Raw genomic sequence first — 24438 nt, forward strand, 5'->3', positions numbered from 1 at the left:
CTCGGGCCACGCCGCGCGAGCCTCATTTCCCGCCGCGCAACCGAGCACCGCGCCCTGGCCCGGTATTATAGATTTGACGGGAGGGGACCTCGATGGGGGACGGTGGGTCGACCGGGCGATCGAACCGCGCGCCGCTCGGTGTCGCGGTCGGGGCGTTCTGCTCGGTCCTCGCGGGATGCGCGGCCCTGCTGGGCTGGGCGACGCGGGAGATCGCGCTCATCTCGATCGCGCGCGGCTGGCCGGGCATGGTGCCCAACGCCGCGCTTGGCTTCATCCTGGCCGGCCTCTCGCTCGGGCTGCTCGGCCGCGAGGGGCGTCCAGCGCCGCTCCGCCGGCTCGGGCTGGCGAGCGCCGCCGCCGTCACGGCGCTCGCCCTCGCCTCCCTCGCGCAGTACGTCTTCGGGTGGGATCTCGGCGTCGATCGCCTGCTGTTCCCGGCGCGCGTGGACTTCCCGAGCAAGTTCCCCGGCAGGCCGTCGCCCAACACCGCGCTCGGCCTCGCCCTGATCGGCGCGGCGCTCCTGGCGCTGCCCGTGCAGACGCCGCGCGCCTGCCGGCGCCTGGTGCGGTGCGTGCTGGTGGTCGTGGCGCTCGCGCTGACCGTGCTGAGCGGTTACCTGCTCGGCGTCGGCTATTTCTACGGGCTGCCGCCGCTGTTCCCGTTCACGGGCATGCCGCTCCACGCCGCGGTCGCCCTGCTCGCGCTGTCTGCCGGGATCCTCGCGGCGCGGCCCGATTGCGGCGCGTTCGCCGTGCTGATGGCCAGCGCGCCCGGAGGCGTCCTCCTGCGGCGCCTCCTGCCCTTCGTCGTCCTCGTCCCGATCGTCCTCGGTCGTCTCTTCCTGATCGGCGCAGATCTCGGGGCCTATCCCATCGCGGCGTCGTTCTCGCTCGCCTCGGCCGTCACGACGCTCTTCCTCGGGACGGTGCTCTGGGTCAGCGCGGCGCGCCTGGACCAGCTCGACGAGGCGCGGCGACGGGCCGAGGACGAGCGCGCCTTCCTCGCGACCCTCATGCGCTCCTCGGACGACACGGTGATCGGCACCGACCTCGACGGGACCATCCTGAGCTGGAATCTGGCCGCAGAGCGCCTCTACGGCTACAGCGCGGGGGAGGCGATCGGGCGCAAGGTGTCCGTCCTCCACCCGCCCGAGCACGCGCAAAAGATCGAGGCGGATTTCGAGCGCCTGCGCCGCGGCGAGCGCCTCGAGCCCTTCGAGATCGTGGGCCGGACCAGGGACGGGAGGGCCATCGACGTCGAGATCACGGTGTCGACCATCGCGGACGACGCGGGGCGCATGACCGGCTTCTCCGGGATCTGCCGCGACATCGGGCGTCGCAAGGCGATGCAGGCCGTGGTCGATCGCGCCCACGCGGCGGAGCGGCGCCTCCGATCGCAGCTCGAGGCCATCGGCGCCGCGAGCGTGGCGGTGTCCGAGGCCCTCGCGAGCCTGCCGCGCTCCGAGCTGCGCGCCGTGCTCGAGGTGATCGCGCTCCACGCGAAGGCGATCTCGGGCGCCGACTACGCGGCGGTCGGCATCGCGGAGGACGACCGGCGGCCTTTTGACCCGTGGGTCCCGTGCGGCCTCGCCGCGGAGGAGACAGCGCAGCTCGGCACGCCTCCGCGGCCCGTCGGCCTCCTCGGCGCGGTGGCCCGCGGCGAGCGCCCGGTCCGGGTCGACGACATCCGAGCGCACCCTGACTTCCTCGGATTGCCGCGGCACCATCCGCCGATTCACGCCTTCCTGGGCGTGCCGCTCCGCTTCCACGACCGGACGGTGGGGAATCTCTACCTCGGCAAGCGCCCCGGCCGCCCGCCGTTCAACGAGGATGACGAGCGCGTCGTGGCGCTGCTCGCCGAGCGGACCTGCGGCGCGATCGAGGCGGCGCGCCTCTACCGCTCCGAGGCGAGCGAGCGCCAGCGGCTCCAGGAGGTCGTCGAGCAGATGCCCGAGGCGGCGCTCCTGGTCGACGCGGAGGGGCGGCTCGTCACGTGCAACAGGATCGCGCTCCAGTATGCGATCCACCGCGCGGGCGAGCTCGATCCCTGGGGTAACTCGCTGCTCTTCGACCACCGGCGGCCCTCGGGAGAACCCGCGGAGTGGTCCGAGCGTCCGATGACCCGGGCCCTCTGCCGCGGGGAGGTCGTGACGGGCACCGAGGGGCTGCTCTTTCGCCCTGCCGAGGGCGCCTTCGTCCCGGTGCTGGTCAACGCCGCGCCGGTGCGCTCGGAGCGCGGCGAGATCCAGGGCGCTATCGCCGTCTTTCAGGACATCACGGCGCTCAAGGAGCTGGAGCGGCAGCGCCAGGAGTGGACGGGCGTCATCGCGCACGACCTCCGCCAGCCCATCCAGGCCATCGCGACAGCGAGCCAGCTCCTGCGCCTGCGGTTCGGCGCGCAGCTCGCCGTGGAGGGCGAGAAGCAGCTCGGGAGGATCGGCGCCTCGGTCGACTGGTTGCGCCGCATGATCGACGACCTCCTCGACGCCTCGCGCATCGAGGCGCGGCAGCTCACGCTCGATTGCCGCCGTGTGGATCTTCGCGCGCAGCTCGGCGAGATCCTCGAGATGTCTACCGGGGCGACCGCGGGCCACGCCGTGCGTCTGGAGGTGCAGGACGGCGTTCCCGCCGTCTGGGCGGACCCGGGGCGGCTCGAGCAGATCGTCACCAACCTGCTCTCGAACGCCGCCAGATACGGTGAGCCTGGCCGCGACATCGTCGTCGCTGTCCGCGCCGAGGCGGCCGGCGCGCGCGTCGCTGTCACCAACTGGGGTCAGGGCGTCGCAGAAGCGGTTCTCCCGCACCTGTTCAAGCGCTTCTCGCGCGCGCCCGGGAGCGGGCCGCGCCGCGTCCGCGGGGTCGGCCTGGGCCTCTACATCACGCGGGGGCTCGTGGAGGCCCACGGAGGGAGCATCTCCGTCGAGAGCACCCCCGGGGCCACGACGACATTCCACTTCTCGATACCGTTCGCGAGAGCGGCCGCGGACGCAGCCGCAACGTAGCCGTCCCGCTGGCCTCTCCCGCGGAGAGGTCGATCATGGACGGCAGATTGGTTGGCAAGCTCTGCAGTTGACTGAAGAGCTCGTCAATTACATGGCGAGCTCTTCAGCATATTCGCGAGTTTCATTACAGGCCTGTCGGTTCTCCGCGTTCTCGTTTTCGGTACCACCATCCTTTCGCAGTATTCTGCGTTCAGGCCGCTCAGAATGATCGCAGAAGGAACTTCCTGAGGTCCGTATCCTTGCTACACCTTAGATCCGCTCCGGCCCGACGTCGGGGTAGTGAGGTGGCGCAGCAGTGAATTCCTGGTTCTTGCACGTGGGTAGGCGGCTGGGGCCCGCGGGTCGCCGGCTTTGGGTACTCGGGATCATGGGGGTGGTGCTCGCGGTGACCCTCGGGCTCGCGCTCCGCGCTGCGCCCAGGGAGCGTGCGGCGACGTACACCGAGCTGCTCCAGATCGCGCAGTCGGGGCAGGCGACCGCGGTCGAGGTGAGCGGCGATCGCTTCTTCGTTCGCCAGGCGGGCGGCGTCGCCGTGACCGCCGTCGTCGACGAGCCGACGCTCCGGCAGGAGCTCGTCTCCCGGTTCGCGGGCGCCGGCGCCTCGGTCGACTTCGCCTCCCGGGAGGAGCGGTCGCGGGCCGCGGCCGCCGTGCTCCCGGTGGTGGTCCTCGCCGCGATCGGCTTCGCGCTCTTCACGGTGAGCCGGCGCCGCAGCCCGAAGAACTTCTCCGACGCCAAGGCCGGGGTCGCGCGGTCGCCGGTGCGCTTCGCCGACGTCGCGGGGATGCACGAGGTCAAGCAGGAGCTCGCCGAGACGGTCGAGTTCCTGAAGAGCCCCGAGCGCTTCGCGCGCCTCGGCGGCCGCCCCCCGCGCGGCGTGCTGCTCACGGGTGAGCCCGGGACGGGCAAGACGCTGCTGGCGCGCGCTGTCGCGTGCGAGGCGGGCGTGCGGTTCCTCTCGGCGTCGGGGTCGAGCTTCCAGGAGATGTTCGTCGGCGTCGGCGCCTCCCGCGTGCGCGCGCTCTTCGCCGAGGCGCGCAAGGCCGCCCCGTGCATCGTGTTCATCGACGAGATCGACGCCGTCGGGCGGGCCCGCGCGAAGGGCCACGGCGACTCCGCCTCCGCGGAGCACGACCAGACGCTGAACCAGCTGCTCGTCGAGATGGACGGGTTCGACCACGCGACGGGCATCGTGGTGATCGCCTCGACCAACCGCGTCGACATGCTCGACCCCGCGCTGCTCCGGCCGGGGCGCTTCGATCGCAAGGTCACCGTGCCGCTCCCCGACGTGCGCGGCCGCGAGGAGATCCTCAACGTCCACGCCGGGCCCATCCCGCTCCAGGGCGAGGTCGATCTCGGCTACATCGCCCGCAGCACGCCCGGCTTCTCGGGCGCCGATCTGGCGAATTTGCTGAACGAGGCGGCCATCCTCGCGGCCCGCGAGGGCGCCGAGGCGGTCGACCCCTCTCACATCGACCGCGCGCGCGACCGGGTGCTCATGGGCCTCGAGCGCAAGGGCGTGCTCGTCGACGAGGAGGAGCGCCACGCGACCGCCGTGCACGAGGCCGGGCACGTCGCCGTCGGGCTCCTCGCCCGGAACTGCGATCCGGTGCACAAGGTGTCGATCCTCCCGCGCGGCCGCGCGCTCGGCGTCACGCAGGCGCTGCCCGAGAAGGACCGGCTGATGTACCGGAAGGAGTACCTCGAGGACCAGATCTGCATGCTGATGGGCGGCCGCGCCGCCGAGATGGTCGTCCTCGGGACGATGACGGCCGGCGCCTCGGACGACATCCAGCGCGCCTCGACGATCGCGTGGAAGATGGTCGCGGAGCTCGGCATGAGCCACCTCGGCCCGATCTGCGTCGGCGACGGGCACCCGTCGCGCAGCCCCGCCCTGCTCGACCGCGTCGACGAGACGGCGCGGGCGCTCACGGACGCCCAGCTCGCGCGCGCCATCGACATCGTGAAGTCCCGTCGCGCGGAGATCGAGGCGCTGGTCAGCGCGCTCCTCAAGAAGGAGACGCTCGGGAGCGACGAGATCGAGGCTTGCTTCCCGGCCGATCGACGGCAGCGCGCCACCCACCAGGCCGCCTGAGCCGCCGTGGCACCGGCCGAGGACCCCCGGTTCGAGCGGGACGCCCGCGATCGGCACGGCCAGCGCTGCGTCCGCAGCCTCGTGGCGTTCGCCGCGGGCGACGTGCTCGTGACCTTCGGCGGCGCCGCCGTGCACGACCGGCCGTCCCGGATGACGCTCCAGGTCTCGGAGCACCAGCACATCGAGCTCACGCCAGGGTTCCTGGCGTTCACCAACCACAGCTGCGATCCGAACGCCTGCTTCGACGTCGAGCGGCGCGCGCTCGTCGCGCTGCGGCCGATCGCGCCGGGCGACGAGGTCACGTTCTTCTATCCCTCCACGGAGTGGACCATGGCGTCGCCGTTCGAGTGCCACTGCGGGAGCGCCCGCTGCCTCGGCCAGATCGCGGGCGCCTCTCAGCTGCCGCCCGGCGCGCTCTCGGGGCACAGCGTCGCGCCGCACATCGCGCGCCAGCTCGCGCAGCGCGCCCCGCCGTCGAGCGGCGCCCGCTGAGCGGAGCCCCGCGCGCGGCCACTGGCGGCGCGTGCGGGGCCGCCGGCGGCGCGCGCGGCGCCGTGCTCCCTCAGTTCAGGTCCCAGAAGTACTTGCCCCCGCTCGGCGGCGCCGCCTCCTCCTCGCCCCCGCCAGGCCCGCCGGCATCGCCTGCGCGCGTGAGCTGGATCACTTCTTCGAGCGAGCTCGCCTCGTCTCGCCAGTACGCTTCCGTGCCGAAGTGCGGGAAAGTCCTCGGGAAAATGGGATCGTGCCACCGCCGCGCGATCCAGGCGGCGTAGTGGATCAGGCGGAGCCCGCGCAGCGGCTCGATCAGGCCGAGGGTCGCCCGATCGAAGCGGCGCAGCTCCTCGTAGGCGTCGAGGAACAGCTCGCGCTGCCGCCGGGCGGTCGCGTCGCGGCCGGGGAGGAGGAGCCAGAGGTCCTGCACGGCGGGGCCGACGACCATGTCGTCGAAGTCGAGCACGCGGAGCGCGCCGTCGCGGAGGAGCAGGTTGCCCGGGTGCAGATCGCCGTGGATGCGGTGCACGTCGACGCCGCGCAGGCGCTCCTCGGCCGCGTCGGCGACGGCGCGCGCGGCCGCCATGTACCGCCGCCCGACGGCCGCGGGGATGACCTTGCGCTCGGCGAGCCAGCCGAGGTCCTCGCGCGCGTAGGTGTCGGCGGAGAGCCGCACGCGGCGCTCGGCGGTCCGCCCCGCGCCCACGTTGTGGATGCGGGCGGCGAGCCGGCCGAGGCGCGTGAAGAGCTCGTCTCCGAGCTCGTCGGGGGCGCGGCCGCCCATGCGCTCGAAGAGGCAATACTGGATGTGGTCGATCTGCTTGAGCGTCTCGCCGTCCGGGAACGGGCGCGTCGGGCAGACGGGGATCTCGGCTTCCGCGAGCTCCGCGAGGAAGCGGTGCTCTTCGAGGATCTGCTCGCGCGTCCAGCGACCGGGGCGGTAGAACTTGGCGATGATGCGGGTGCGGTCCTCGAGCTCGACCTCGTAAACGCGGTTCTCGAACGAGTTCAGCGGGTAGCAGACGCGGTTGCAGAAGACGCCGGCGGCTTCGACGGCCTCGATCACCTTGTGCGGGGTCAGCGACAGGAAGAGGTCGGTCGGGGTGGTGGCGCTCATGGTGCGAGGAGTTGAGCACCAACCGGCGCCGCGCTCGATGAGAAGTTTCGCCGCGCGCGCCGCGCGCTCCGGACACGGTCGCTGCGCTCGCGGACGCGGGCGCAGCGCGGCCGCCGCGCGAGGCGCGCGGCGCCGGCCCTGGCGAACGGGCGGGCCTCGTGGGCGCGGTCCCTGCGGCCCCGCGCGATCTCGCGTGATCTCGCGCGCTCGCCCCGCGCGCTCGACGCGCCGGGCGAGCGCGGGGGCGCCGTGCCCCGCGGTCGTGATACGGTACCCCGAGGACCTCATGATGGAAGAAACACAGCTCTCCTTTCCTCACCTCGAGATCACCAAGCTCGAGGCGATGGTCGAGATCATGTTCCTCGCCGCCTATGCCGACGGATCCATCAACGAGGCTGAGCGCGCCGAGCTCGCGGGGCACGCGGCGGCGATGAGCGAGGGCCGCCTCGGGGCCGACATCGTCGAGTCGCTGATCGCCGTCGTCCATCGCTCGGTGCGCGAGGAGGGCAGGAGCGGTCGCTTCGCGTCGCTCCGCGCGCGCCTGCCCGACGTGCGGATGCGCGAGGCCGCGATCGAGCTGGCGGTCCGGCTCGTCGCCGCCGACGGCGTGATCCACGCGAGCGAGTACGCCCTGCTCGTCGAGGCGGCCGAGGCGCTGGAGGTGCCGATCGCGTTCAGGGGGCGCGTCGCGCCCGGCTCGAAGCGCTGAGCGGCGAGCGGGGCCGCGCCGCGGCCACGTTGGCGCGGGACTGCCGCCGCGGGCGAGGGCAAGGGTGAGGGTGGCTGACACCGGCCCCTGATGTGTCTGGCTGTGTGCCACGCGCAGGGGATGCGCCGCCGTCCAGCTCTTGCGTCACCGGAGCCGGCCGCGCGCTGTCCTGGGCCGTTCCGGTGGGCGACACGCCTGGCCTGAGGGGAGATGGCGGCGCAAGGCGCCGGAGCTGAGGTCTCGACCCCGCACCCTGGCGCCACGGCGGGCGCGTAAGGAGCGCATTTGCGGCGGTTTCTATCGGCCTGCTCCTTGCTAATACTTCCTGTACAAGGTCATGGACAGCCAACGAACTGACAGCTCCACGACGCCACATGGCGCATCGATGGATCCCGCGTCGAATCGATCCCGTCCTGCCAGCGGCGGCAGAGCGTCGCCGCGCGCGTACCGCTCACCGCGATCTCCGCGCTGGTCGGTGGCGCACCGCCCTCCGTTCGAGCCTGTCGACATCCGGACCACCGGTCCGCTGTCGAGGCCGTCTGGCTCGGTCTGGCGTCCTGGCGGCGATGTCGCGCCCCTGGACCCAGCTGGCGACATGCCGGCGAGCGCGCCGCCTGCCACGCTGCGGACCGGCGTTGCCGGCCTGTCGCCGGCCGCCGCCGCCCAGCCGGCGGCCGCCAGCGCGCCGGCGGCCGCGCTGCGGCGCTACGCCCCAGGCGACGTCCTCGCGGGGCGCTATCGCCTCACGGAGATCATCGGCGAGGGGAGCATGGGCGCCGTCTGGAAGGCGCGGAATCTCGCCCTGAACCTCGACGTGGCGCTCAAGCTCATCCGTCGCGACTGTGCCGCCCCGGAGGCCGCCTCGCGGCTGCTCCGGGAGGCGCAGGCCACGGCGCGGGTCTCTCACCGCGCGGCGGTGCGGATCTTCGATCTCAGCGTCACGGAGGAGGGCGAGCCGTTCGTCGTGATGGAGCTCCTCCAGGGCCGGTCGCTCTCCCAGCTGCTCGCCGAGTCTGGCCCGATGTCGCCCATCTCCGGCGTCCAGCTGCTCCTGCCGGTGATCGGAGCGCTGAGCGCCGCGCACGGCGCGGGGGTCGTGCACCGGGACGTGAAGCCGGCGAACATCGTGCTCGTGCGCGACGGGCGCAGGACGGTCCCCAAGCTGATCGACTTCGGGATCGCCTTCACGGCGACGCGTGTCGTCGGGGAGCAGCGGGACGCGCTGGTCGGGAGCCCGGCCTACATGGCGCCCGAGCAGGTGCGCGGCGGGCAGGAGTCCGACGCGCGCTCCGACGTGTGGAGCGTGTGTGTCGTGCTGTACGAGCTCGTGAGCGGCCGGCGCCCGTTCGGCGGTCCTGGCAGCATCTCCATCGTGCACGACGTGCTGCGCGTCGAGCCGCTGCGCCCGGAGGCCCTGGAGGCGCACCCGCGGCTCTGGGAGGTCATCGAGCGGGGCCTGGCCAAGGCCCCTGACGAGCGCTTCCCCACGATGGCGGCGCTGGGCCGCGCGCTGGCCCAGTGGGCGATCGCGAGCGGCGTCGCCCACGACGTGACCGGCGCATCCCTCGTCGATTACTGGCTTCCATAGAGCGGGGCTCACCCGCGGCGGATACGGGCCCACCTCGGCGTTTTCGGTGCTCGGCGCACCGGAGTGCGCCTGTGCGCCGAAAACGCCGATCTGGGCCCGTCTCCTGTGCGGGTGAGCCCCGCGCTGTCGCGTGCGGCAGAGATGGGGATGTGAAGAGACGGGCGGAGGGGCGAGGGCTCGGTGGGCGGCTCAGTACTGCACGCCGCAGCCCTTCGCGTCGGCGAAGGCCTTCATCGCCTCGAGCTCGGTCGTGGTCGCGTCGTTGTAGGACCAGCCGATCGCGCCAGCGTATCCCTGGCTGTACCAGCTCTCCAGGAGCATCTGCAAGCTGGCCGTGGCCAGGCCGGCGACGGGGAAATCGCTCATCACCACCGGCTTGTCCGTGATGCCGTAGTCCGCGGGCGACTGGTTGTAAGGCCAGTACCGGTTGACACGGTCGTTCATGTGGAATGTGTAGAAATCGATGTCGGTCGTCGACCAGGCCAGCGACCATTTCATCGACGCCGAGCCGATCGTGACGAGCGCGCGGCTTTCCGCGCGGAGCGTGCCGATCGTGTCGCGGAGGAACGCTTCCATCTGCTCATGGGGGATCGCGTCCACCTGGGGGTCCGGGTCGTAGTCCGGGTCGCCGTACGGGCTCGATCCGGTCATGGCCAGCTCGGGCTCGTTGATCACGTCCCAGGCGATCATCCGGTGCCGGTAAGGGCTCTGTTCGACCGCCTGGGCGAGCGGCTTGACCACGTTCGCGATCAGCTTCGCCCGGCGCTCCGCGTCGGTCACGATGGGCGTGATGCCCACGGTCTTCACGTCCATGTCGACCCGGCTCGGGTGGAAGTTGTCGAAGGAGAAGAGGCAGAAGATGACGTTGACGTCCGCCGCGTGGGCGAGCTCGAGCGCCCTCTGGACGTCGTCGCGCGTCGTCGCGCCGAGGCCGGTCGGGTCGTCGTTCGCGTCGAAGGCGACGCTCTCGCCCCGCAGCTCCGGCAGCACCCACCACCGCACGACCGTCGCCCCGTGGGCGCGGATGCCAGCGAGGTTCTCTGCGTGCGTGTCCGCCTCGGCCGCGACTCCGCGCTTGCCCCACCCGGCGATACCGCCGAAATCGCCGGCGAAGTTGTGCCACGCATAGTTCATTCCGAACATGAAGCGTGTCTCGCAGCCGACCGTGATACCCCCGTTCTCCGCGGGGCACTCGTCGACACACGCGGGGACACCGCCCTCGCCGCCCTGGCCGCCGCCCTCTCCGCCGTGGCCGCCTTCGGGCGGCGCGCCCCCGCCGCCAGCCTGATCGCCGGCCGCCTTGGGGTCCGGCGCGGAGACCACAGAGCAGGCGGTGAGCGCCAGGAAAGCGGCTGTGAGGAGCGCGCTGCGACCGAGTGGACAATGAGGGGTGTTCATAAGAGTATCGGGGCGATGGTACGCTCGCTGGTGAACGAGCGCCATCCGATTCCCTGCCGCGCTGGTCGAGAGCACCTTTCCGCGATTCGGTGACGCCGAGCTGGCACGCCGAGCTGGCCAGTTTCGAACCGCTCGCAATGCGCGTGCGCCATGGAGGTCATCTGCCCCACGACCAGCGCACGTCGCCTGTGTGGTGGAGTGGGAGTGGGCCGCTCACGGCGGGGCCGGCGCCCGCGCGGGCAGCGCGCCGCGAGCGGGCTGCGTCGTCGGGTCGTCGTCGGTCGTCGCCGCGCGGGCAGGCCGGGCGGCGGCATCGGCCGGAGGCGCCCGGGTTCCCCTTGAAACCTGCTTCCCCGGCCGGCTATTGGAGGGGCACGGGCGCCGCTCGGGCCCCGAACGCCCCGCTAGCGGGAGGAGAACCACCGATCATGAAAGCGCGCGCAGCCGTGGCCCACAAGGCCGGCGAGAAGCTCACGGTCGAGGACGTCCAGGTCGAGGGCCCTCGCGAGGGCGAGGTCCTCATCGAGATCAAGGCCACGGGCGTCTGTCACACCGACGCTTACACCCTCTCGGGCAAGGACCCGGAGGGCCTCTTTCCCGCGATCCTCGGGCACGAGGGCGCCGGCGTCGTCGTCGACGTCGGCCCGTCCGTGAAGAGCCTCAAGAAGGGCGATCACGTCATCCCCCTCTACACGCCCGAGTGCCGGCAGTGCTCGTATTGCACCAGCGGAAAGACCAACCTGTGCCAGGCCATCCGCGCCACGCAGGGCCGGGGGCTGATGCCGGACGGAACGAGCCGCTTCTCGATCGGCAACGAGCGGATTCATCATTACATGGGCACCTCGACGTTCTCGAGCCTCACCGTCCTGCCCGAGATCGCCGTCGCGAAGATCCGCGAGGACGCCCCCTTCGACAAGGTCTGCTATATCGGCTGCGGCGTGACGACGGGTATCGGCGCCGTCATCAACACCGCCCAGGTGAGGCCGGGCGACAACGTGGTCGTCTTCGGGCTCGGCGGCATCGGGCTGAACGTGATCCAGGGCGCGCGGATGGCCGGCGCCGATCTCATCGTTGGCGTCGACATCAACCCGAAGCGCCGTGAGCTCGCCGAGAAGTTCGGGATGACCCACTTCGTCAACCCGGATGAGGTCGCGGGGGATCTCGTGCCCTACCTCGTCGACCTGACGCGCGGCGGCGCCGATTACAGCTTCGAGTGCATCGGCAACGTCAAGGTGATGCGCCAGGCGCTCGAGTGCTGCCACAAGGGCTGGGGGACCAGCATCATCATCGGCGTCGCCGGGGCCGGAGAGGAGATCTCGACGCGCCCCTTCCAGCTCGTCACCGGGCGCGTGTGGAAGGGCACCGCGTTCGGCGGCGCCAGGGGGCGCACCGACGTCCCCCGGATCGTCGACTGGTACATGGAGGGCAAGATCAAGATCGACGAGCTCATCACCCACACGATGCCGCTCGACGACATCAATCATTCCTTCGATCTCATGCACGAAGGCGAGTCGATCCGCAGCGTCGTGCTCTTCTCCTGACGGCGCACGCCCGTCTCGCGGCTCACCCGCGCTCTCCCCATCTCGCGCGCGGGTAAGCCGCGCAATCCAGCGCGCGGGGAGCGAGGCGGGAGGCCGGCTGGCGAGCGGCGTGGTCCGGTCCGTCCGCCGCGCGCGTGACCACCGGGGCGGAAGCGCGCGGGGGTGCCTGCGTGTCCGTGTGCCCACGTCGACAGTTGGGATGCGCGGACCCGCGGCGTCCTGCGCGCCTGTCGCGCGTTCAGGCGGCGATGTCGGTGCCCAGTCGGCGGCGACTGGTGCTGCAAAAATGCTGCCCTCTGTGACATCATCCGCCGCCATGGTCCATGTCACCTCCCTGGCGGGGCTGCCCGCCAACGCACTCGCCGAGGCGACCGCGGCGACCGCGGCCTGCGATGCTGTCGTCCTCGTCGCGCCCTCGCCGATCGCGAAGCACGCGGGGGGGCTCGGGGCCGCCGTGAGCGCGCTGGTCGAGGCGGCCGTGCGGGCTGACTGCGCGCTGGAGGGCAAGTGTGCTCCGCTCGTCCTGCCCGCGCCCGGGGTGCCTGGCGGGCGCCTGGTGCTCGCGCCGATGGGGTCGCTGTCCGAGGAGGTCGACGACGTGCGCTCCGTGGCGGAGGCGGCGGCGGCCGGCTTCGCGCGCGCGGTGGAGGCGGGGGCGAGCCGGCCGCTCCTCGTCGTGCGCGCGCCGTCCGCGCCGCGGTTCGCGCGGGCGATCGAGGTGGGGGCGCTCGCCGCGCTCGGGAGCCAGTGGACGCCGCTCGAGGCGCGCGAGGCGGAGATGGCCCCGCGGTCGGCCGAGTCGGTCGCGGTGCTCGGGCTGCCGGAGGCGCGCGCCCGCGAGCTCGCGGCCATCGAGGTCGGCCGCGCGCTCTGCCGCGACATCACCGGCACCGAGCCGGAGCGGATGGCGCCCCGCCGCGTGGCCGAGATGTGCGAGGCGGCGTTCGCCAGGACGGGCGTGCTCGTCAAGGTCGAGCGCAACGTCGATGACTACCCGCTCATCAGCGCGGTCTCGCGGGCGTCGCGGGTCGTCGAGCGCCACCGGCCGTGCGTCGTGAGGCTCGATTACCGGCCTCGCGGGGAGATCCGGCGCACGGTGCTGCTCGCAGGCAAGGGCGTCACCTACGACACCGGCGGCGTCGACCTGAAGACGGACGGGAACATGGCCGGGATGTCGCGCGACAAGGGCGGCGCCGGCGCTGTCGCCGGGCTCGTGCGCACGGCCGCGGCGCTCGGCCTGGAGGGCGTGCGCATCGTCGGGCTGCTCGGGCTCGTGCGCAACAGCATCGGCGAGGAGTCCTACGTCAGCGACGAGATCATCCGCAGCCGCGCCGGCGTTCGGGTGCGGATCGGCAACACCGACGCCGAGGGGCGCCTCATCCAGGCCGACCTCCTCGCGCTCGCGCGGGAGCTCGCGATGAGCGGCGCCGCCGACCCGATCCTGTTCTCGGTCGCGACGCTGACGGGGCACGTCTACCGCGCGCACGGGCCGTACACGGGCGCGATCTGCAACTCCGCCGCGCGGCCCGAGCTCGACCGGCTGGACGTCCTCGCGGAGCGCTGGGGCGAGCCGATGGAGCGCGTGCGGCCGCGGCGCGAGGACTACGCGTTCGTCGCCCCCCGGTCGAGCGCCGAGGATGTCGTGTCCTCGAACCGCCTCGCCTCGGTGAGCACGCCGCGCGGGCACCAGTTCCCGTTCGCGTTCCTCGACATCGCCTCCGGGCTCAAGGGGGGCACGCTGCCGTTCATCCACCTCGACATCGGCGGCGTCGGGGTCGACTCGGTGGACTGGCAGTTCGGCCGCCCCACGGGCGTCCCGATCCCCAGCCTAACAGCCTACCTATCCGGTGAATCTTAGTCTTAGGGGCTCACCCGCTTCGGATACGGGCCCACCTCGACGTTTTCGGTGCGGCCGACTTAGGGGCTCACCCGCTTCGGATACGGGCCCACCTCGACGTTTTCGGTGCTCGGCGTACATGAAGTACGCCTCCGCGCCGAAAACGCCGATCTGGGCCCGTCTCCTGTGCGGGTGAGCCCCGGCGAACGTCGTCGGGGAATCAGGGGAAGAGAAGGGGGAATCGGCTTTCTGTTGCCGAGGAATCTCGTGATTTCATGCGGCCTGGTGATCGGGCGAGAGAAAGGTGGAAGGCCGGGAAGAGAGAGTCGGGGTTCTCCTGGCGTTGAACGGCTTGCTTGGGCCGGAGGGCCGCAGGGGACGCAGAGGGGCATTGTTCTTCTGCGCGCACACGCGCGGGGCGGGGCGTTGGGTCCGTCCTTGGTGATGTGGTGGGGTGGGGCCTGAGCGGGGATGTGTTGCGCGGTATCAGGGCGCCGCGGCTGCGGCCGGCACGTGGCTGGCAAGCTCGGCGGTCATGGGGACAAGTCGCTCGACCGCCACCTTCCATCGCGCCCTGATCCGGCCCGCGCTCTCCGGATGGCTCGCCCTCGCGGCCACCGCGTGCGCCGCGGGGGAAGGGGCAAACAACCTGGATTCACCACGCCTGCCAGCGCCGCAGCGCGACAGCGGCGATGTCCTTACGGCCGCCGCGGGCGACGACCTGAGCGCCGAGCGCGCGCAGCCGGCGCCCGACCGGGCGGGGATCACGAGCGTCGCGGTCCCGATCGGCAGCACCGGCTTCACGCGCGGACGATCGACGGCGATCGTCAAGGCGTCGATGGATCGCGTGCGCGCCACGGTGCTCTCGTTCGATCGCTATCCGGAGTTCATGCCGCACTACAAGAAGTGCCGCTTGCTCGGCCGCACGCCCTCGGGCGGGTGGGACGTCTACATGGAGGTCTCGGCGCTGCAAGGCGCGGTCACCATGTGGGCGCGCGTCGAGATCCAGAAGCCGGTCCTGGCGGACGGCGCCGAGACCTACTCGTCCCGCTTCGTCTCCGGCAACGTGCAAGATCTCCAGGCCACCTGGCGGCTGGAGAAGATCGACGCCCAGACGACGCGCCTGTCCCTCGACGTCTTCCTCCGGCCGAAGCTGCCGCTGCCGAAGAGCCTCCTCAACGCGGAGAACCTGGAGGGCTCGGCGCACGCGATCGCCGCCATACGGACGCGCATCGAGCAGGCACAGGACGCGAATCGCTGACGCGCGCGGCGGCCGGCGACCCCGTCAGGGCAGCCGGACGCTGAGGTTGTCGATCCCCTCCGAGGCGCGCTGGAGGGGAGGGGAGCCGAGGGTCCATTTGCGGACGGGCGTCCCGGAGGGCAGGCCAACGTAGTTGTGACGATGGCGCGTCCCGTTCAGGTGCGCCCGGTTGCCCGCGAACGCGCTCAGGCCCGCGGGGGCCTCGTTCTGGATGCCGTGGAGCGTGTTCCTCGAGAGGGTGTTCCCCTCGACGAGCGCGCGCGCGCACGCCCTCAGCCAGATGCCTTTCCCGTCGTTGCCAGCGGCCTGGCACCCGATGATCCGCGCGTCCCGCTGGCCGTCGAGCAGGAACCCGGCGCCCTTCCGCGGATCGCCGCGCGAAAGGCCGGCGTCGACCGGAGGGGCCGGCGCCTGCACGAACAAGGGGATACGGTGGACCGTGTTGCCGTCAGCGATGCAGTCGATGAAGGCGTTGTCCTCTCCGCCCACGAAGCCGCCCTCCGGATCGGGGAGCGGCGCCGACGCGATGAACCCGGCCGCGAGCCCGTCGTTCTCGGCCGTCCCGCTCGCGTTCCTGTTCCCCACGGCCGTGCAGCGCCGCAGCACCACCTGGCGGGTCGAGTGGAGCGCGAAGCCGCCCGCGGGCGCGTTCACGCCCACGCTGTGGTTGCCGAGCGCGCGGCAACCCTCGATCGACGCGCGGTACACCGCCCTGCCGATGCGGAAGCCCAGCGCGGAGAAGTCCTTCACCGCATCGGCGGACGCGCCCGGGTTCGCGTTGTAGTTCCCGTCCGCCTCGCAATCGACCATCTCCAGGTTGCTCGTGGTCGAGATGTTGAATCCGCACGCCCGGTTGCCGGTGAGCGTGAAGTTCCGGTTCGCCCGGCAGCGCAGGAACTTGTAGTTCTCCCCCCACGCGAAGAAGCCGGCCGGCTCGCCGCCTGACGTGTTGTCGTGCGCCTCGCAGTCCTCCACGAGCACGTTGCGGCAGATGACGAAGTCGGCGCCGACGACGTTGAACTGCACGCCGCTGGGCCGAGCGCTGGTGTTCGCCGTGTGGTTGAACACGCACCGCTTCACCTCCACGTCGTCGCAGAACAGGACGAGCGCCCCCAGCGTCACGACGTGATCGAGCCGGCTCGTGTTCTCCGAGCACACGCAGTCGAGCATCCGGATGTCGGAAGCAAACGTGATGTTGTTGCTCGCGTCCTGGGTCCCCATCACGAAGATCCCGCCGTTGCGGCACAGGAAGCTCGTGTCGATCACCCCGTCGCCGCCGCACCGCCTGACCGAGAGGCCGAGCAGATCCACCTGACGGCAGTCCTTGGCCACGATCCCGACCCCCTGGACCCCGACCACGCTGCCGTTCCTGATGACGAGCCGCCTCCGCCCCTCGGCGAAGACGCCGACGTTCCCGGAGACCACCTCGCCCCGGCAGGGACTCGCGGCCGCGGGGACGGCCCGAGGCTCCGGAGGGTTGACCTGCCGCAGCGTCCTCCCGCACAGGTCGAGCGTCACGTCGTCGCTCGCGATCGTGATCGCCCTCGCGTCCGCGTCCGCCGCCACCCAGTCGACGTCCTCCGCGAGGGCGTACTGGCCGGGCGCCGTGATGACGAAGGGGACACGGCGGTCCGGGTCCGGTCCGCCGTTGATGTCCTGCGCCGTGATCGGCGTCCTGCGGCAGCACGCTGCGCCCGGGGTGAGCTCGCTCATGGTTCCTCGTCGCGAGTCTACGCCACGGGCTCGGCGTGATCGTCACTGGATCGGCGCCGCCCGCAGCGACTCGGCGAGCTTCGCGTAAAGCGCGCTCCGCGGGTCGTCGCGCCGGTAGACCAGGCGGAAGTGGTCGCGCGCGAGCATGGCGGACCGGAGGAGCCGCTTCAGCTTGCCCGCGCGGAGCTCGGCGGCGACCATGTGCAGCGGCAGCACGGCCACGCCCTCGCCGGCCAGGACCAGCGTCTTCATGGCGGCGCCGAGCCCCACCCAGCGGTGGCGCGAGAACGCGAAGCGTCCGACGCCGCCCATCTGGTCCGCCAGGTACCGGAACAGCGGCATGGTCGCGTCGATGTCGAGCAGGCAGTGCCGCGAGGCGTGCTCCGGGCGGGTGAACTCCTCGCGCTGGAGCAGCCTGGGCGAGGCCACGAACGCGTAGCGCTCCTCGTGCAGCGTCTCCGCCGCGAGGCTCGCGGCGCTCCAGCGGGCGCTGGTGACGGCGCAATCGACGCTGCGGTCGTGGAGGCGCCTCAGCAGATCGTCGGACGCGCCGAAGTAGAGGTGCAGCGTCAGCTCGGGGCGCCGCCGCGTCAGCTTGCCGAGCTGGGGGACGATCCAGGACATCCCGAGCTCGAAGCGCGTGCCGAGCGTCAGCTCGACGGGCGCGGGCGCAGGGCTCATCGCGGTGCGGAGGCAGTCCTCGGCGATCGCCAGGCACTGGCGGGCGCGCGGCAGCATGGCGAGCCCGAGCGGCGTGAGCTGCACCCGGCGGGTGGTGCGCTCGAACAGCGGCGCGCCCACCTGCTCCTCGATCTGCTTGATTCGCTGACCGAACGCGGCGGGGCTGAGCGCGACGGCGCGCGCCGCGGTCCGGAAATTCAGCGTCCGCGCCGCTGCCTCGAAGCAGGCGAGGTTCTCCAACGAGGGAAGCAGCATGGACGCATCGTATCGTCCGCCACAACAATCCTGGCCATGAAATACGGCGCGCGGACGCCGCCCGGCGTCGCCAGCGCGAGGAAGCTCGTCATGGTCGAGGTTCCCTGTCTCCCGCCCCTTGCCGCGGCGGCACGGGCTCGTCGGGCGGCGTCCCTCGCCGCAGGAGCCGCGCGGTCCACACCGACAGCGCGAGCAGCCCGAGCGCCAGCGCGAGCCCGATCGGCCTGCGGTGGCGCTCGGTGAACGGGAGATCGCGCGCGACCTGGGCGGCGCCGAAGGCGGGGTTGGCCTGCGCGGCGCCGAGCCGCGCCGCGACAGGCGGCTGCTCGGGCTCGCCCCGGTCGAGGACATCGGCCAGGTCGTAGCGGGGCCGCTCGCCGAGGGCGTCGCCGATGTACAGCCGGTGCGGGCCCGGCAGGGCAGCGCGGAACACGATCTCGCGGGCCCGCACCTCGCCTTGCGCTCCCGACAGGGAGAGCGGCGCCGAGTCGCCGTCGTGGATCGTGAGGCGGAGGAAGCGCTTCCGGGTCGGGGTCAGCGGGATCCGCGTCAGCGCGAGCGCCACCCCGGACTCGCCGTGGGGCCGGATCCGATGGATGAGGCCGCCCCCGACGGAGGGCCAGACCGCGCGGTAGGTGGTGGAGGCGACGTCGACGCGGCGGCTGAACTCCGGCGTGGCGACGTCGAGCAGGACGGCCTCCAGCGGCGCGCCCTCGGCGCCGGCGTCGAGCGTGACGAGGGTCGTCTTCGCCTCGCTGTTCCGCTCCGTCTCGACGATCGCGAGCGGCAGCAGCGCCGCCTTGCCGGCGTCGGCCGGCGGCTCGCACGCGACGGCGCCGCCGGTGATCCGGACGTCCGTGACCGTGTCGCGCGCCGCGTCGCGCGGGCGGGCGCCCTCGGGGAGGAGGCGGACGCGGACCAGGGCGGCGCGCGAGAGGGGATACGAGACCGAGAGGTGCTCGACGGTCTCCGAGCCCTGGGGGATCCGGTACACGTAGGCGCCGCGCGCCACCTCGCTGAGCGACCGCGGGTCCGCGCCCGTGTCGACCCGCGCCTCGCGCAGGAAGGTTCGGCCGAGCACGGTGAGCTCGATCCGGCAGTGGCGCGTGCCGGGCGCGTCGAGCGCCCAGGTCGCGTGCGTCGCGCCGGCCGTGTCGACGCCCGGGTCGAGCATCGTGGCGGCGATCCGCCCGGCGCCCGGCGCGGCGCCGGGCCCGCGGAGCACGTACGGCACCTCGGCGCCGTCGGGGCCGGCGATGCGGACATCGGCGAGCAGCTCCGCGGCGCGGCTCTCGCGGTAGAGGTCGAGATCGACGTCGACGCGGTGGTCGCCGGCGGCGTCCACGCCCTCGATGGGCCGGACGAGCGCGTGCTTCCCGGCCGGCAGCGCCGCGCTCGTCTGCGCCTCGGAGGGACGCGCGAGGCCCGTCGCCGCGAGCAGCGCGAGCAGCCCGGCCGCGCCCTTCGGGCCGGCGCGCAGCAGCGTCACGAGGCGCCGGCCGAACCGCGCGTAGAGGAAGCCCCCGCCGACGAGCAGCGCGCCGACGCCCGTGAACAGCGCGATCTGGTAGATGCGCTCGACGTGCCAGACGTCCCAGACCACGAGCTTCGCGATCGTGATGGCGAACAGGCACAGCCCGGCGTAGCGGTGGAAGGCGTCGCGCGCCGCGAACCCCGCCGTGAGCAGCGCGATCGCCGCGACGGCGAGCACGAGCGTCGTCGCCACCGCGAGGCTCCCTTCCTGGGCCTCGACGGCGGTCCGGTGCTGCACGAGGAGCTCGGTGAACTCCGCGTCGTCGAGCGGGGCGGGGGGCGCGGCGGGGAGCGAGGTGATCGCGCTCCGCACCTCGAGGACCACGGTGGCGATGAGCAGGGTGTAGCCGGCGCAGAGCGCGCCGAGCGCCGCGGCGCGCAGCTCGGCGCGCGCGGGGCCGTCGGCGCGCGCGGTCGCGCCGCGCGACAAGAGCCGCCCCGCGGCGAGCAGCGCCGCGCTCACGCCCGCGAACGCGTAGGTCCTCGCGTTGAGCAGGACGGGGACGGCCATCGCCCCGTCGCGGCCGCCCGTCGCGAACCATGTCGTCACGAGCGCCTCGGCCTCGGCCCGGTCGACGACGAGCGCCCGCGCGAGGGCGGCGACGAAGAGCAGCAGGGTGACGGCGAGCCAGGCGCGCTCGCCGGTGCGCGCCGCGATCGCGGCCGCTACCGCCGCGAGGATGCCCCAGACCACGGTGACCGTCGCCCCGCCGAGCCCGAACGCCACGGCCGCGGCGAAGAGGGCGAGCGCCTGCCCGAGGAGCAGGGCGATGCGGTCCGCGGGGGGCGCGGCGGCCGCGCGGCCGGCGCCGGCGCGCAGGAGCGCCGGGCCAGCGCGCAGGAGCGCCGCCCCGAGCGCGAGGTCCAGGGCGCCGGCGCCGGCGGTGAGCAGCGCGCGGAGGGTCGGCGTGTCGTCCGGCGTCGCGCCCAGCGCGGCCGCGACGAACCCGAGCGTCGCCACGCTGGCGGCGAGCGCGGCGGGCCACGGGAGCGCCGGCGGGCCGGGCTCACGCCGGCGCCGGGCCGAGGCGCCCACGGCCCCGAGGAACACCAGCATGACCAGGGCTGCGGCGCCGAGGAAGCCCGCGTCCACGGCCGCGGGCGCGTCCCCGGCGGCCGCGGCCGGCGCGAGCGCGCCGGGCGCCGCGGCCGCGAGCGCGCCGGCCGAGGCGGTCGCCGCGGCGAGGAGCAGGGCCGGGAGCTCGGCGCGCGCGGCCACCCAGGCCACGAAGGCGGTGGCGCACGCGATCGCGAGCGCGAAGAGGGCCGCGTCGGTCCCGAGCAGCAGCATGCCCGCGGTGCAGGCGAAGAGCGCCGCGCCGGCGGAGCACGCGACGGCGATCCCCCGGTCGAGGCGCGCGAGCCCGGCGCCGCGGAGCCAGCCCGCGAGGTAGACGAGCGTCCAGGCCGCGACCAGCGCGACGAGCGCCGTCCGGTGCGGCGCCGGCGCGTCCTCGATCGTCGCGGCGAAGGCGAGGAAGGCGGAGCTCATCGGCGCCAGGAGCCAGAGGCTCGCGCCGAGCGCGCGCAGCGCGGCGGTCGCTGCGACGGCGAGCGCGATCGCGGCGACGCCGAGCGCGCGCGGGGAGTCGAGGAAGAGCGCGCCTGCGCCGGCGTGCGCGAGCACGAGCGCGGCGATGCCGAGCGCGATCGCGTCCTCGGGCGCGGCAGCGCGGGCGTCGCCGGGCGGAGCGGCGGCGGCCGGCGCGGCGGCGTGGTCGTCGCTGGCCAGCGCGGGGCCGCCGCGCGGGGCCGCGCCTGCGGCGGCGGCGCTCCGGGCCTCCGCGCGGCGCGCCCACAGCGCGCGCAGCACGCCCTGCGCGGCCGCGAGCGCGACGAACGCGAGCGGCACGGCGCGCGCGGCGAGCGGGAGGTAGGGCCCCGCGAGCGCCTCGGCCGGCTGATCGAGCCAGGGCGCCGCGTCCGGGGCTGCGCCGGCGACCGGCGGGGCGCTCGCGTCGAAGTACCGATCGTACCAGCCCGAGAACAGCGCCGTGTGTCCGGCGAGCGCGAGCCAGGGCGCGACGCGGAAGCCGAGCTTCGCTGCGACCGCGTGGACGACGCTCGTCATGAGCAGGAGGTAGCCGAACAGGACGAGCGGCCGGTCCTGCCCGGTGGACAGCACGACGGGGTTGAGGAACCCCGCGACCAGGGAGAGGAGCAGGATCGCCTCGCCGCGGTGGCGGAGCGCGAGCGCGGCGCCGAGGAGGAGGAGCGCCGTCTCCGCCGCGAAGGCGGCGGAGATCGGGATGAGCTCGTACAGGACCGCGCCAGCCCACACCGACGCGATCAGGACCGCGAGCCCGAGCCCGATGAGCGCGTGGACGAAGCGGCGCTGCGTTCGCCCGCGGATCGCCTCGGCGACCCCGAGGAGCGCGGCGCCTGTCGCGGCGCCGATCGCGACGCGACCGGTGGGCCCGATCCAGGCGTTGTCCGAGGCGTACTTGAAGAAGAAGAGCGCGCCGAGCAGGAAGGTGGCCGCTCCTGCGCGGGTGAGCCACGTGAGGCCGAGCCGCTCCTCGATGGAGGGCCGCTCCGGCGCTCCGCGGTGCGCGATCGCGCCGGCGCCGAAGGCGCCCTCGTGGGCCGCCCCGGCGGGGCGAGGTTCCGTCGGGGCGGCGACGTCCGGCGGCGCGACCGCCGGGGGCGCGCCTGCCTCGCCGGCGGCGAGCGCTGCGGGCACGGCCGTCGACAGCGCAACGGCGGCGCCGGCCTCTCCTGGCTGCGCGAGCGCTGTGGGCGCGCCGGTACCGGCGAAGGCCCCGGGAAGCGCGCCGGCTGCGTTGACGTCGACCGCGGCAAGCGCGACGGCTTCTCCGGCTGTGATCGCGGGCGGCGCGCCCGCCGCGCTGACATCGACAGCGGGGAACGCGCCGGCTGCACGGGCGCCGACCGCGGGCGGCGCGACCGCCAGGGGCGTGACGGCGGCCTGAGCTGCTTGCCCGGGCCCGAGGGCGCTCGCCCCGCGCAGGCTCTGCGCCGTCGCGGCCAGCCCGGCGCGGTCGCGCTGCCCGGAGAGCTCGGCCACACGGTGCTCGAGGGCGTGGATCCGCAGCAGGAGATCCTCATTGCGCCGGTTGGCCCGGACGGCGAACACGAACGCCACGAGGGGGGCAACCAGGAGATAAGCGACGAGCGCGAGCCCGAAAAAAACGAGTATCCCTGCCCCCATGCAGACTTCCTAGCATGGAGACCACGCCGACGGCGTCGCCCGTCCGCGCGATGACGCCTGTGCTGTTCACGCGGTTTTCACCGACGGCCCAGCGGGACAGCGAGGGCCTTTCGGCGCGCGCCGGGACTGGAGTAAGGTGCATCCTCATGAGGAACACACGCCTGCCTGATCGCCGCGCGCCAGGCGCCTGCTATCTTCCCCGTGTTCCCGGACGGCGGCGTTGCTCGGGGGGGGAGCGCGGCCATTCGGGAACAGTTCTTTTGTCCTCTCGCCCCGCTGCTCAGGAGATCTCGCGATGCTGAGGCACCCGACCATCTCCGCATGGCAGCGAGATCACGAGGAGGGCGGCTATCAGGCCGAGATACGCGGCTGGACGTTGCGCGTCCGCTGGATACCCGAGCGCCCGGGCGAGCAGCGCGGCTTCACGTGGGAGGCCGTCGATCCGTCGGGAAAGAAGCTCACCTCGAGCGAGGTCCACGAGGAGATCGAGGTCGCGATGGCGCACGCCGAGGAGCGCGTGGCCCCCGATCCGGAGAAGCACGAGTCGAAGACCATCGACTGACGGGCACGCCCCGCCGCGGCGCGGGGCTCAGCCCGGCTTGTCCGCCTGCGCCGCCTTGCGGCCTCGCTTGCTCCCGTAATTCCGGATCACGATCTCTCCCACGCGGCCCCTGGCGTCGCTCTTCGCGTTGATGCTCCGGAGCGCCGCCACCCGGTCGATCCTGAACCGCTTGTAGAGCGGCGGGATCTCGGGAACATCGGAGTTCGAGAGCATCACCTGGACCCCCCGCTCGTCGAGCGCCGCGAAGAGCGCCGCGAGGCGCTCCTGGTCGCGGAAGCTGAAGCCGCCCGCGCTGTAGGACGTGAAGTTCGCTGTCGACGAGACGGGCGAGTACGGCGGGTCCAGGTAGACGAAGTCGCCCTCCGCGGCGTGCTCGAGCACGCGCTCGAAGTCGCGGACCTCGAGCTCGACGCCCTGCAGCGCCGCCGAGCAGGCCCGCAGCTGGGGCGGATTGCAGATGGACGGGTTCACGTAGCGGCCAAAAGGCACGTTGAAGCGGCCGGCGCTGTTGACCCGGTAGAGCCCGTTGAAGCCGGTCCGGTTCAGGAAGATGGTGCGGGCGGCGCGCTCGGGCAGCGAGAGCGTGGCCGGGTCGAGGTCGCGCACCCTGTAGTAGTGCTCCTGCTCATAGGCGTGGCTGCCCAGCGCCGCGATGACCTCCTCGACCCTGTCGCGCACCGCCCGGTAGCAGTCGATGAGCTCGGCGTTGACGTCCGTCAGGGCCGCGCGCTTCGGCTGCAGGCAGAAGAACAGCGCTGCTCCCCCCACGAACGGCTCGAAGTAGCGCCCGTACGAGGCGGGCAGGAGCGGCTGGAACTGCCGGAGGAGCTGGCCCTTGCCGCCGGCCCACTTGAGGAACGGGCGTGCCAGCTGGGGCGCGGCGCTGTCGGGTTCGGTGACAAGTGCGGTGGTCATCGCGCAATACTGGACGGCAACCTACCAGGGCGCGCGATCGTCCTCAACCGCCGAGGCTCAGGGGGCGCGATCGTCCTCAACCGCCGAGGCTCAGGGGGCGCGATCGTCCTCAACCGCCGAGGCTCAGGCGCGCGATCGTCCTCAACCGCCGAGGTTCAGGGCGCGCGACCTCCCCGTCCACGGCGCCTCGCCGGCCGCCCCCGGCGTCCGAGACCCCCGGCGCGACGGGCCGCCCCACGCGTCGCTCCAGGCTAGGTCGTTCTATGTCCACGAGCCGGGCTCGACGGGCGGTGAGGTGCCTTGTGATGGAGCGCGGATATCGGGCGGATAAATAAACAATTACGCATAGTTGTAAGCACGCGTGAGCGCGCGTGGCCGGCTCTCGCCGCTGCCCGGATCACGGCATGTCGTCGCTTGCGCGGCAGCCGAGCAGGGATAAGTTGAAGTCTCGTCACGCGGGCCGATCAGCCGCTCGGTGGAGCGGCGTTCTCCCGCATTCACGCACCGCCGCCTCGGGCCATCTCGCGGTGGACCTGGGCGGCGCGGCAGGGGCTCGCTCGCGCGTAG

At 73.0% G+C, this 24438-nt stretch carries 15 protein-coding genes; 9 read left to right on the plus strand and 6 right to left on the minus strand.

Features of this window, described 5'->3' with window-relative positions:
• Nucleotides 1-92: 92 nt before the first annotated feature.
• The 3 genes from WME89_RS16515 to WME89_RS16525 all read left to right on the plus strand — a co-directional run bounded on the left by WME89_RS16515 (nt 93) and on the right by WME89_RS16525 (nt 5589).
• Nucleotides 93-3002: a PAS domain S-box protein gene (locus WME89_RS16515; RefSeq protein ID WP_438010103.1), complete on the plus strand. Its 2910-nt coding sequence runs from the start codon at nt 93-95 to the stop codon at nt 3000-3002.
• Between the two features lie 367 nt (nt 3003-3369).
• Nucleotides 3370-5097 (plus strand): ATP-dependent zinc metalloprotease FtsH, encoded by a 1728-nt coding sequence (gene ftsH, locus WME89_RS16520; protein ID WP_438010104.1) that lies wholly within the window; start codon nt 3370-3372, stop codon nt 5095-5097.
• A gap of 6 nt (nt 5098-5103) precedes the next feature.
• Nucleotides 5104-5589: an SET domain-containing protein-lysine N-methyltransferase gene (locus WME89_RS16525; protein WP_438010105.1), complete on the plus strand. Its 486-nt coding sequence runs from the start codon at nt 5104-5106 to the stop codon at nt 5587-5589.
• 70 nt (nt 5590-5659) lie between these two features.
• Here WME89_RS16525 and WME89_RS16530 read toward each other — a convergent pair whose 3' ends face one another.
• Complete coding sequence (locus WME89_RS16530; protein WP_438010106.1) at nt 5660-6706, minus strand: serine/threonine protein kinase; 1047 nt, start codon at nt 6704-6706, stop codon at nt 5660-5662.
• 286 nt (nt 6707-6992) lie between these two features.
• Between WME89_RS16530 and WME89_RS16535 the strand changes: the two genes are divergently transcribed.
• Both WME89_RS16535 and WME89_RS16540 read left to right on the plus strand, forming a co-directional pair.
• Entirely contained in the window at nt 6993-7415 is a 423-nt protein-coding gene (locus WME89_RS16535; protein WP_437666123.1) for a TerB family tellurite resistance protein, read from the plus strand.
• A gap of 595 nt (nt 7416-8010) precedes the next feature.
• Nucleotides 8011-9003: a serine/threonine-protein kinase gene (locus WME89_RS16540; protein ID WP_438010107.1), complete on the plus strand. Its 993-nt coding sequence runs from the start codon at nt 8011-8013 to the stop codon at nt 9001-9003.
• Nucleotides 9004-9192: 189 nt separating this feature from the next.
• On the opposite strand, the gene WME89_RS16545 is transcribed toward WME89_RS16540, so the two are convergent.
• Complete coding sequence (locus WME89_RS16545) at nt 9193-10401, minus strand: hypothetical protein (protein ID WP_438010108.1); 1209 nt, start codon at nt 10399-10401, stop codon at nt 9193-9195.
• 428 nt (nt 10402-10829) lie between these two features.
• Here WME89_RS16545 and WME89_RS16550 point away from each other — a divergent pair, with 428 nt between their 5' ends.
• The 3 genes from WME89_RS16550 (at nt 10830) to WME89_RS16560 (ending at nt 15040) form a co-directional block, all read left to right on the plus strand.
• Nucleotides 10830-11942: an S-(hydroxymethyl)glutathione dehydrogenase/class III alcohol dehydrogenase gene (locus WME89_RS16550; protein WP_438010109.1), complete on the plus strand. Its 1113-nt coding sequence runs from the start codon at nt 10830-10832 to the stop codon at nt 11940-11942.
• A 316-nt stretch (nt 11943-12258) separates the two neighbouring features.
• Complete coding sequence (locus WME89_RS16555; RefSeq protein ID WP_437626197.1) at nt 12259-13800, plus strand: aminopeptidase; 1542 nt, start codon at nt 12259-12261, stop codon at nt 13798-13800.
• A gap of 514 nt (nt 13801-14314) precedes the next feature.
• On the plus strand, nt 14315-15040 hold the full coding sequence (locus tag WME89_RS16560) for a type II toxin-antitoxin system RatA family toxin (protein ID WP_438010110.1): 726 nt from the start codon (nt 14315-14317) through the stop codon (nt 15038-15040).
• Between the two features lie 24 nt (nt 15041-15064).
• On the opposite strand, the gene WME89_RS16565 is transcribed toward WME89_RS16560, so the two are convergent.
• From WME89_RS16565 to WME89_RS16575, 3 genes are all read right to left on the minus strand, one after another.
• On the minus strand, nt 15065-16753 hold the full coding sequence (locus tag WME89_RS16565) for a right-handed parallel beta-helix repeat-containing protein (RefSeq protein ID WP_438010111.1): 1689 nt from the start codon (nt 16751-16753) through the stop codon (nt 15065-15067).
• A gap of 42 nt (nt 16754-16795) precedes the next feature.
• Nucleotides 16796-17689, minus strand: a complete 894-nt coding sequence (locus tag WME89_RS16570) for a LysR family transcriptional regulator (RefSeq protein ID WP_438010112.1) — start codon at nt 17687-17689, stop codon at nt 16796-16798.
• A gap of 88 nt (nt 17690-17777) precedes the next feature.
• Entirely contained in the window at nt 17778-22394 is a 4617-nt protein-coding gene (locus WME89_RS16575; RefSeq protein ID WP_438010113.1) for a DUF2339 domain-containing protein, read from the minus strand.
• Nucleotides 22395-22689: 295 nt separating this feature from the next.
• Between WME89_RS16575 and WME89_RS16580 the strand changes: the two genes are divergently transcribed.
• Nucleotides 22690-22956, plus strand: coding sequence for a hypothetical protein (locus WME89_RS16580; RefSeq protein WP_438010114.1), 267 nt, complete (start codon nt 22690-22692; stop codon nt 22954-22956).
• A 27-nt stretch (nt 22957-22983) separates the two neighbouring features.
• On the opposite strand, the gene WME89_RS16585 is transcribed toward WME89_RS16580, so the two are convergent.
• Nucleotides 22984-23871, minus strand: a complete 888-nt coding sequence (locus WME89_RS16585; RefSeq protein ID WP_438010115.1) for a DNA adenine methylase — start codon at nt 23869-23871, stop codon at nt 22984-22986.
• Between the last annotated feature and the right edge of the window lie 567 nt (nt 23872-24438).

Source organism: Sorangium sp. So ce321, assembly GCF_051530195.1.
GTDB lineage: Bacteria > Myxococcota_A > Polyangia > Polyangiales > Polyangiaceae > Sorangium.